The sequence below is a fragment of the Microcella sp. genome (assembly GCF_033763155.1).
Taxonomy (GTDB): Bacteria; Actinomycetota; Actinomycetes; order Actinomycetales; family Microbacteriaceae; genus Microcella.
The window spans coordinates 1-8,332 of sequence record NZ_JANRKZ010000094.1; the positions used below are offsets into that span (position 1 = coordinate 1).

Annotated in this window: 8 protein-coding genes; 6 read left to right on the forward strand and 2 right to left on the reverse strand. The window is 65.5% G+C overall.

Going from position 1 to position 8,332, the window contains the following annotated elements:
- Window positions 1-166: 166 nt before the first annotated feature.
- A complete protein-coding gene (locus SFU54_RS04325; protein WP_319015074.1) occupies window positions 167-1,603 on the reverse strand; it encodes a gamma-aminobutyraldehyde dehydrogenase in 1,437 nt (478 codons plus the stop codon).
- Between the two features lie 122 nt (window positions 1,604-1,725).
- On the opposite strand from SFU54_RS04325, the gene SFU54_RS04330 reads away from it, so the two are divergent.
- The 5 genes from SFU54_RS04330 to SFU54_RS04350 all read left to right on the forward strand — a co-directional run bounded on the left by SFU54_RS04330 (window position 1,726) and on the right by SFU54_RS04350 (window position 6,946).
- Window positions 1,726-2,193 (forward strand): Lrp/AsnC family transcriptional regulator, encoded by a 468-nt coding sequence (locus SFU54_RS04330; protein ID WP_319015075.1) that lies wholly within the window; start codon window positions 1,726-1,728, stop codon window positions 2,191-2,193.
- Between the two features lie 38 nt (window positions 2,194-2,231).
- The gene (locus SFU54_RS04335; RefSeq protein WP_319015080.1) at window positions 2,232-3,653 is read left to right on the forward strand and encodes an aspartate aminotransferase family protein; all 1,422 of its coding nucleotides are present in this window, start codon (window positions 2,232-2,234) and stop codon (window positions 3,651-3,653) included.
- Between the two features lie 125 nt (window positions 3,654-3,778).
- A complete protein-coding gene (locus tag SFU54_RS04340; protein WP_319015076.1) occupies window positions 3,779-5,035 on the forward strand; it encodes an FAD-binding oxidoreductase in 1,257 nt (418 codons plus the stop codon).
- Between the two features lie 198 nt (window positions 5,036-5,233).
- Window positions 5,234-5,863 carry a TspO/MBR family protein gene (locus tag SFU54_RS04345; protein ID WP_319015077.1) on the forward strand — a complete coding sequence of 210 codons (630 nt, stop codon included), beginning with the start codon at window positions 5,234-5,236 and terminating at the stop codon, window positions 5,861-5,863.
- Window positions 5,864-5,890: 27 nt separating this feature from the next.
- Window positions 5,891-6,946, forward strand: a complete 1,056-nt coding sequence (locus SFU54_RS04350) for a hypothetical protein (RefSeq protein WP_319015078.1) — start codon at window positions 5,891-5,893, stop codon at window positions 6,944-6,946.
- 36 nt (window positions 6,947-6,982) lie between these two features.
- On the opposite strand, the gene SFU54_RS04355 is transcribed toward SFU54_RS04350, so the two are convergent.
- Window positions 6,983-7,954, reverse strand: coding sequence for an aldo/keto reductase (locus SFU54_RS04355; protein WP_319015079.1), 972 nt, complete (start codon window positions 7,952-7,954; stop codon window positions 6,983-6,985).
- Window positions 7,955-8,047: 93 nt separating this feature from the next.
- On the opposite strand from SFU54_RS04355, the gene SFU54_RS04360 reads away from it, so the two are divergent.
- The coding region (locus tag SFU54_RS04360; RefSeq protein WP_413466565.1) for a methylated-DNA--[protein]-cysteine S-methyltransferase at window positions 8,048-8,332 on the forward strand (285 nt) is incomplete at its 3' end.

An 8,332-nucleotide genomic window follows, 5' to 3' on the forward strand; every position in this document is an offset into this window, starting at 1 on the left:
CATCGCCCAGACTGTTGTCGCCCATCGGCTAATCGCCGATGTCCGGGCGACCCTGCCGGGCCGCCCTCATACGCCGTGCCATCTCGTCGCCCATCGGCTAGTCGCCGATGTCCGGGCGACCCTGCCGGGCCGCCCTCATACGCCGTGCCATCTTGTCGCCCATCGGCTAATCGCCGATGTACGACATCACATGCTTGAGGCGCGTGTAGTCCTCGAAGCCATAGTGCGAGAGGTCTTTGCCATAGCCCGAGTGCTTGAAGCCACCGTGGGGCATGTCGGAGACGAACGGAATGTGGGTGTTGATCCACACGCACCCAAAGTCAAGGTCGCGCGCGAAGCGCATGGCTCGCGTGTGGTCACTCGTCCACACCGACGAGGCAAGGGCGTAGCGCACACCGTTGGCGAGGGCGAGCGCTTCATCGTCGGTGCGGAAGGTTTGCACCGTGAGAACGGGGCCGAAGATCTCTTCTTGCACGGCCTCATCGTCTTGGCGCATGCCCGTGACGATCGTGGCCGGGTAGAAGTAGCCCCGGTCTCCCTGGCGCGCCCCGCCCGCGACGATCTGGGCGTGCGCAGGCAGACGATCGACGATGCCGGATACGCGCTCGAGCTGCGCCGCGTTATTGAGCGGCCCATAGAAGACGCCGTCGTCGTGGGGACCACCCGTGATGGCGTGCGTCGCCGCGCGCGCGACGAGAGCGGAAACGACCTCGTCGTGCACCGACTCGTGCACAATGACGCGCGTCGCTGCCGTGCAGTCTTGACCCGCGTTGAAGTAGGCCGCGAGCACGAGACCCTCGGCGACCTTCTGCGGATCGGCGTCGGCAAAGACCACGGCCGGCGCTTTGCCCCCTAGCTCGAGGTGAACGCGCTTGAGGTCGCTGGAGGCAGCCTTCGCCACCTCCATGCCCGCGCGCACCGAGCCCGTGATCGCCACCATCTGGGGGGTCGGATGCTGCAGCAGAGCCGCGCCCGTCGAGCGGTCACCCATCACGACGTTGAACACGCCCGGGGGCAACACGCCCGCGGCGAGTTCGGCAAACCGCACGGTCGAGAGCGGAGTCGTGTCTGACGGCTTGAGCACCACCGTGTTTCCCGCGGCGATCGCGGGAGCGATCTTCCAGACCGCCATGTTGAGCGGGTAGTTCCAGGGTGTCACTTGACCGATGACGCCGATCGGTTCGCGCCGCACATACGAGGTGTGGTCGGCGAGGTACTCCCCCGCCGAACGGCCGTCGAGGTCGCGCGCCGCACCGGCGAAGAACCGCAGCTGATCGATCGACTGGTCGATCTCGTCGGTCACGAGGCTCGCTCGCGGCTTTCCGGTGTCGAGCGACTCGAGGTCGGCGAGTTCATCGGCATGCTCGGCCATGACATCGGCCAGGCGAAACAGCGCGAGTTGACGCTCGGCCGGAGTCGTGCGGCCCCAGTGAGAAAACGCGGTGTCGGCAGCTAGATAGGCAGCATCAATCTCGGCCGGAGTGCTGACAGGCGCGTGCCCGTACACCTCTTCTGTGGCCGGATTGATGAGGTCGATGTGGGTTTCGGCCGAACTCGTGACCGATTCACCGCCAATAACGTTCTGCAGAATGCGGGCGCTCATGGCGCCACTGTAGCGCGGCTTGAGCACAGCATCCAGCGCATTCGCGACGGATTTCGTCGCACGAATGCCCTCCGACTGCGGATTCACTTGTATTCGCGACGCTTGACTGTCAGAATCAGCCCATGGCCTCCCGGAGCAAGCCGATTCAACTCGACGACGTGTCGAAGGCCATTGTTGAGCAACTGCAAACCGACGGCCGTCGCTCGTACGCCGAAATCGGCAAGGCCGTCGGATTGAGCGAAGCGGCAGTGCGCCAACGCGTGCAAAAACTCACCGACGCGGGAGTCATGCAGGTGGTCGCTGTCACCGACCCGATGCAGTTGGGCTTCTACCGGCAAGCGATGATCGGCATTCGCGTGAGCGGAGACACCACGCACGTCGCCGACAAGCTCAGCAGCATGAGGGCCGTCGACTACGTCGTGCTGACGGCCGGCAGCTTCGACATTCTCGCGGAGGTCGTGTGCGAAGACGACGACGACCTCATTGACCTGCTGAACAGCCGCATTCGTGCGATTGAGGGTGTGCAGTCGACCGAGACCTTCGTCTATCTGCGACTGCAGAAGCAGTTCTACAACTGGGGAACACGATGACCATCTTCCGCACCAAAAAGTCCAAGAAAGAGCACACCATGACCATCGAAGCCGTTCGCGCCCCCGAAGGCGTCGCGCTCGACGCGGCGACCGAAGCCGATCTGCAGCAGAAGGCGAAAGATCACCTCTGGATGCACTTCGCCCGCCAATCGGGCATGGAAGCCGGCAACGGCGTGCCCATCATCGTGCGCGGCGAAGGCCACCACATTTTCGACTCGCAGGGCAAGAAGTACATCGACGGTCTCTCGGGGCTCTTCGTCGTGCAGGTCGGTCATGGCCGCGAGCGACTCGCTGAGGCGGCGCGCAAGCAGGCAGAAGAGCTCGCGTTCTTCCCGCTCTGGTCGTACGCACACCCGACGGCGATCGAACTCGCCGACCGCCTCGCTGATTACGCGCCCGGCGACCTCAACCGCGTGTTCTTCACCACGGGTGGCGGCGAAGCCGTCGAGTCGGCCTGGAAGCTTGCCAAGCAATACTTCAAGCTCACGGGCAAGCCCATGAAGCACAAGGTCATCTCGCGTGCGATTGCGTACCACGGCACCCCGCAAGGCGCGCTTGCCATCACAGGCATCCCGGGCATGAAGGAGATGTTCGAACCGCTGACGCCCGGCGGGTTCCGCGTGCCGAACACCAACTACTACCGCGCTGATGAGATGGGCTTTCACGGCTCACTCGAAGAGTTCGGCCAGTGGGCAGCCAATCGCATCGAAGAGGCGATTCTGTTCGAGGGCCCCGACACCGTTGCCGCGGTCTTTCTCGAGCCCGTGCAGAACTCGGGCGGCTGCTTCCCGCCGCCCCCCGGCTACTTCGCCCGAGTGCGCGAAATCTGCGACAAGTACGACGTGCTGCTCGTCAGCGACGAGGTCATTTGCGCCTACGGCCGCATCGGTGAAATGTTCGCGTGCACCGCGCTCGGCTATGTGCCCGACATCATCACCTCGGCCAAGGGCCTCACGAGTGGCTACTCACCTCTCGGAGCCATGATCGTGAGTGACCGCATCTATGAGCCGTTCAAGCACGGGCAGACGGCGTTCTACCACGGCTACACCTTTGCCGGGCATCCCGTTTCGGCTGCTGTCGCTCTCGAGAACCTCAACATCATGGAAGAAGAGGGCATTCTCGCTCACGTGCGCGAGAACTCGCCGAAGTTCCGTGCCGCACTCGAGCGCCTGAAAGACCTCCCGATCGTCGGCGACGTGCGCGGCGAGGGGTACTTCTTCGGCATCGAGCTCGTCAAGAACAAAGAGACGAAAGAGACCTTCAACGAGGCCGAGTCAGAGCGCTTGCTGCGCGGCTTCTTGTCAAAGGCCCTCTTCGACGCCGGGCTCTACTGCCGCGCCGATGACCGGGGAGACCCCGTGATTCAGCTCGCTCCCCCGCTCACGATCGGCCCCGCCGAGTTCGACGAAATCGAGAGCATTTTGCGTCGCGTGCTCACCGAAGCCGGAACACTGCTCTGAGCACTGGAGCGGCCGGAACTGCGGAGGTCGACTACCGCGGTCTGAGCTACTGGCACGCGACGGTCGACGACGATCTCACGCCGCGTGCTGCCCTCGATGGCGACCTCGACACCGATGTCGCCATCGTGGGAGCAGGTCTCACGGGGCTGTGGACAGCCCACGAGTTGCTTAAGCGAGAACCGAGCCTGAGGGTCACGCTGCTCGAGAAGAACATCGCGGGTTTCGGGGCATCGGGGCGCAATGGTGGCTGGTGCAGCGCGCTGTTTCCGGCATCGACGCGCTCGCTCGAAAAGCAGCATGGTCGGGATGCCGCCCTCGCGATGCGGCGTGCGATGGTGTCGACCGTCGACGAGGTGGGTGCCGCGGCAGCGGCGGCCGGCATCGATTGTGACTATGCGCGAGGCGGCACGGTCGTCTTTGCGCGCAGCGACACACAGTGGCGGGCCGCCCAGCATGAGGTCGATGAGGCTCGCGGCTATGGCGTCGACGCCCTCGAACTGTGGGGCGCCGAACGCGTGTATGCCCGGGATGCGCGCGGCGCGGTGTACGACCCGGCCTGCGCCCGCGTGCACCCCGCCGCCCTCGTGCGCGGGCTCGCGCGCGTCGTGGAGCAACAGGGTGCGGTCATCCACGAACACACCACCGTCGAGAAGTGGACGCCAGGCGCGGTGCAGACCGACCGCGGCAGTGTTCGCGCACGCCACATCGTTGCGGCGCTCGAAGGCTATGGCGCGACGATCGCGCAGACCAAGCGCCGAGTCTTGCCCCTGTATTCGCTCATGGTGGCGACACAGCCGCTCGACGACGCCGTGTGGGATGCCATGGGCATTGCGCACGGGCAAACCTTCGCTGATGGTCGTCACCTGGTGATTTACGGTCAACGCACGGCCGATAACCGCATCGCCTTCGGCGGCCGGGGGGCGCGCTACCACTGGGGTAGCGCCATTCGCCCGGAATACGACCGAGTTGAGCGCGTTTTCGACCACCTGGTTGCAACCTTGCACGATCTCTTTCCGCAATTGCCGGCTCTCGAGATCGAACACGCGTGGGGCGGCCCGCTCGGGGTTCCCCGTGACTGGCACGCGAGTGTGACGTATGACCCCGCCACGGGCCTGGGCTCAGCCGGTGGGTACGTGGGCGACGGCCTCTCGACGACCAACCTCGCAGGCCGCACACTTGCCGACCTCATTACCCGCCGCGACACCGAGCTCACGCGCCTTCCGTGGGTGGGGCACCGCTCCCCCTCGTGGGAACCGGAACCCTTGCGATTCGTCGGCGCCAACGCGGGCCTCGTGGCGATGACGGCCGCGGATGCCGAAGAACGAATCACCGGTCGGTCGTCTCTCATCGCACGCGCCATGAGCGGTCTCATCGGCCACTAGACCTGGTCACGCCGGGCCGCGGCCCGCCGAGGGCGGCACGCCATGGGCCGGGCGAGTATTGGCCCCGCACCAATCGCGCTCGCAGGGCTTGCGCAGGAGGTTCGGAGCCTCGCCGTCTACTCTCGCCCAGACACACAGCGCCGAATTCGGCTGGCACGGGTGTCGGAACACGACCGCGAGCACCGACGAGGAGGGGCGATGACGACCGAGTCGATCGACGGCAACGCGCCCGCCGCGCGCTCTGCCTACGTCAGCGCAGCATCCGCGCCTCCCCCGCCGATGCGGCCCACCGCCGCTCTCGTGACCGGAGCACCCGTCGCAACCACGGCTCGGCGCGGCGTTCGATCGGCATTCGCGCTGCTGGCCCTGTTGTCTATTGCCGCTCTCGTTGCCGCATTCGGCTCGATGTTCTCGAGTGCCGCGATCGACGGCTGGTATGCCGCCGCCGCGAAACCCATGTGGAACCCGCCCAACTCCGTTTTCGGCCCCGTGTGGACGGTGCTCTACACAGCCATGTCGGTCGCCGCGTGGCTCGTGTGGCGCCGTCCAGATTCCGAAGCCCGATCGCGGGCGCTGCGCATCTACATCACGCAGCTCGCGATCAATGCCGTGTGGACCCCGGCCTTTTTCGGGCTCGGCGCGGCGCTCGGGGCGCCAGGGCTTTGGGTAGCTCTCGTCATCATCGTGATTCTCGACTTCGTCATTCTCGCCACGATCATTCGCTTCGGTGATGTCTCTCGAACGGCCGCCGCGTTGCTTGTTCCCTACTGGTTCTGGGCACTCTTTGCGACGACACTGAATGCCGCGATTGCCGTGCTCGCTCGCTGACGCAGTGAGCGCCGATAGCCTAAAGAAATGAGCCACGCCGAGCCGTCGAGGTCGTCACGATCGCGCGCTTCTCGCGTCGGGCGCGGCATACTCGTCGGCCTGGCGGTCGTGAGCATCGTTGCGCAGTCGGTATTTCTCGCGGCAGCGGGGTGGGCCGTGGCCAACCCCCGGGCGGTGACGGATGCCGTCACGGTGTGGCAATACGACCCCACTCCGGCCATCGCGGGCTATGCCACCCGCGCGGTCATGAGCGAGCGAGGGCGATTCTTGTTCTACGCGAGCACCCCCCAGGTCGTTGAAGGAGATGCCTTCGACTCGCTCTGCTCTCGTGACCAACCCGACATCGGCGTGCTCTGGTGCTACACGCTGGCCGACGGCCGCATCTATCTCTTCGACATCACAAATCCCGAACTGCAAGCCTTCGAAGTCGTCGTGGCGGCACACGAAATGTTGCACGCGGCGTGGGATCGCATGTCGGCGGCCGAACAGGCAGCGCTCGTTGAACCGCTCGAAGCCGCGTTCGCCACGGTCGACCCCGACGACGAGCTCATCGAGCGCATCGCGGCCTACGAAGACGCCGACCCGTCGTCCCGTATCCCCGAGTTGTACGCGATTATCGGCACCGAGTTGGCGACGCTGCCCGAGACCCTCGACGAGCACTACTCCCAGTTCTTTGACGATCGCGCTGCGGTCGTCGAGCAGTGGCGGGAGGTCAAGACGCTCTTTCTTGAGCTCGAGGCAGAGCTCACCCGGCTGAGCACCGAGCTCGAGCGACTCTCGCTCGAGATCACCGCTGAACAAAGTGCGGCCACTCAAGCGGCCGCCGTGCTCGAGGCCGACATCGCCGCGTTCAATGCGCGAGCCTCGCGCCCCGGCGGCTATACGAGCCAGTCAGCATTCGAGCGCGACCGTCAAGCGCTGATTGCTCGGCAAGATGCACTGTCGGCCTCGATCGACGCCACGAACGCGAAAGTCGCCACCTACAACAGTCTCGTCGAAGAGTTCACGGCCCTGAACGAGGAAGCCGCGGCGCTCGATAAAGACCTCAACATCAATCCGCAACCGCTCGAGACAAGCGAGTAGTCCGGCGGTCACGGGCACGGCCGCTCGCGGCGCGAGCTAGCCGCGCGCCGGAAACAGTTCGTCGATGCGAGCGAGCGCGTCGGCATCCGGTGCCCATGCCGAGGCCGCCGCCGCGTTCTGCGCCACCTGCTCGACCGTCGTCGCGCCCGCGATGACGGAGCCCATGGTTGGGCGGCTCAAGAGCCAGCCGATCGTGCCCTCGAGCATCCCGATGCCGTGGTCGCGGCACAGAGCCTCGAACGCCTCAATGGCATCCCACGGAGCGTTCTCGACGATGTGAGGTCGCTGCCGCATGATGCGCGAATCGGCCGGCCCGCCATCGCGGGAGAACTTGCCGGTGAACAAGCCGTTCGCGAGCGGAAAAAACGGCAGCAGGCCCAGGCCGTGTCGCTCGAGAGCGCGCAGCAGGTCGGCATCGGCGCCGCGTTCGAGCAAGCTGTATTCGTTTTGTGCCGAGATGAACCGTGGATGCCCCGCCGCCTGTGCCGCGGCCTCGGCCTCGGTCACCTGCTCTGCTGAAAAGTTCGAGTGTCCGAGAGAGAGCACTTTTCCTTCGTCGACCAGCTCATGCAATGCCGACAACGTTTCGTCGATGGGAGTCGCGGGGTCGGGGGTGTGCATCTGATAGAGGTCAATTCGGTCGGTGCGCAGTCGTCGCAGCGACCCCTCAACGCTCGCGCGAATGTAGGCTCGTGATCCGTGCGGGGTGTCGCGCAGCTCGGGGTTCTTGACCTCGATGTGTCCGAACTTTGTCGCGATCACCACCTGATCGCGGTGCCCCGCGAGCGCCACGCCCATCATCGACTCACTGCGGCCATGCTCGTAGCCGTACATTTCGGCCGTGTCGAGCAGCGTGATGCCGTGATCGATCGCCGCGTGGAGCACGCGACTCGTGCCCGATTGATCTTCTGTGGCCGCACCAGGCCGACCGAAGTTGTTGCAGCCGAGACCCACCGCCGACACACGAAGGTCAGAACGGCCAAGCGAACGAAGCGGCATCGACGTCATGCTCCCATCCTCCCCCGCCGCGGCCCAGAGTTGGCAATCCCGATGTCGCAAAACCGCCAGTGAACGGATGCTCCCTGCCGTTAGCCTCGGACCATGACACCGCGCACTCCTCCCGCCCACGGCCTGCTCACCATCGAGTCGCCCCTCGGTCGCATCGCTCTTCAGGGCGACGCTGAGGCCGTCACGAAGCTCGAGATCGCCACAGCGGGCCGGCTCTCCACCGACGGACTTCCCGACGCTCCGACTCCCGTGCTGCGCCGCGCCGCGACCGAGTTGGGCGAGTACTTCGCCAAGAAGCGCACCTCGTTCACGGTTCCCGTGCGTGCCGAGGGCACGCCGTTTCAAGAGGCCATCTGGCAACACTTGACGCAGATCCCC

What these genes read in the sequence shown, in the direction of transcription:
- SFU54_RS04325 (WP_319015074.1), bottom strand. Translation starts at nt 1,603, where the DNA reads ATGAGCGCCCGCATTCTGCAGAACGTTATTGGCGGTGAATCGGTCACG.
- SFU54_RS04330 (WP_319015075.1), top strand. Translation starts at nt 1,726, where the DNA reads ATGGCCTCCCGGAGCAAGCCGATTCAACTCGACGACGTGTCGAAGGCC.
- SFU54_RS04335 (WP_319015080.1), top strand. Translation starts at nt 2,232, where the DNA reads ATGACCATCGAAGCCGTTCGCGCCCCCGAAGGCGTCGCGCTCGACGCG.
- SFU54_RS04345 (WP_319015077.1), top strand. Translation starts at nt 5,234, where the DNA reads ATGACGACCGAGTCGATCGACGGCAACGCGCCCGCCGCGCGCTCTGCC.
- SFU54_RS04350 (WP_319015078.1), top strand. Translation starts at nt 5,891, where the DNA reads ATGAGCCACGCCGAGCCGTCGAGGTCGTCACGATCGCGCGCTTCTCGC.
- SFU54_RS04355 (WP_319015079.1), bottom strand. Translation starts at nt 7,954, where the DNA reads ATGACGTCGATGCCGCTTCGTTCGCTTGGCCGTTCTGACCTTCGTGTG.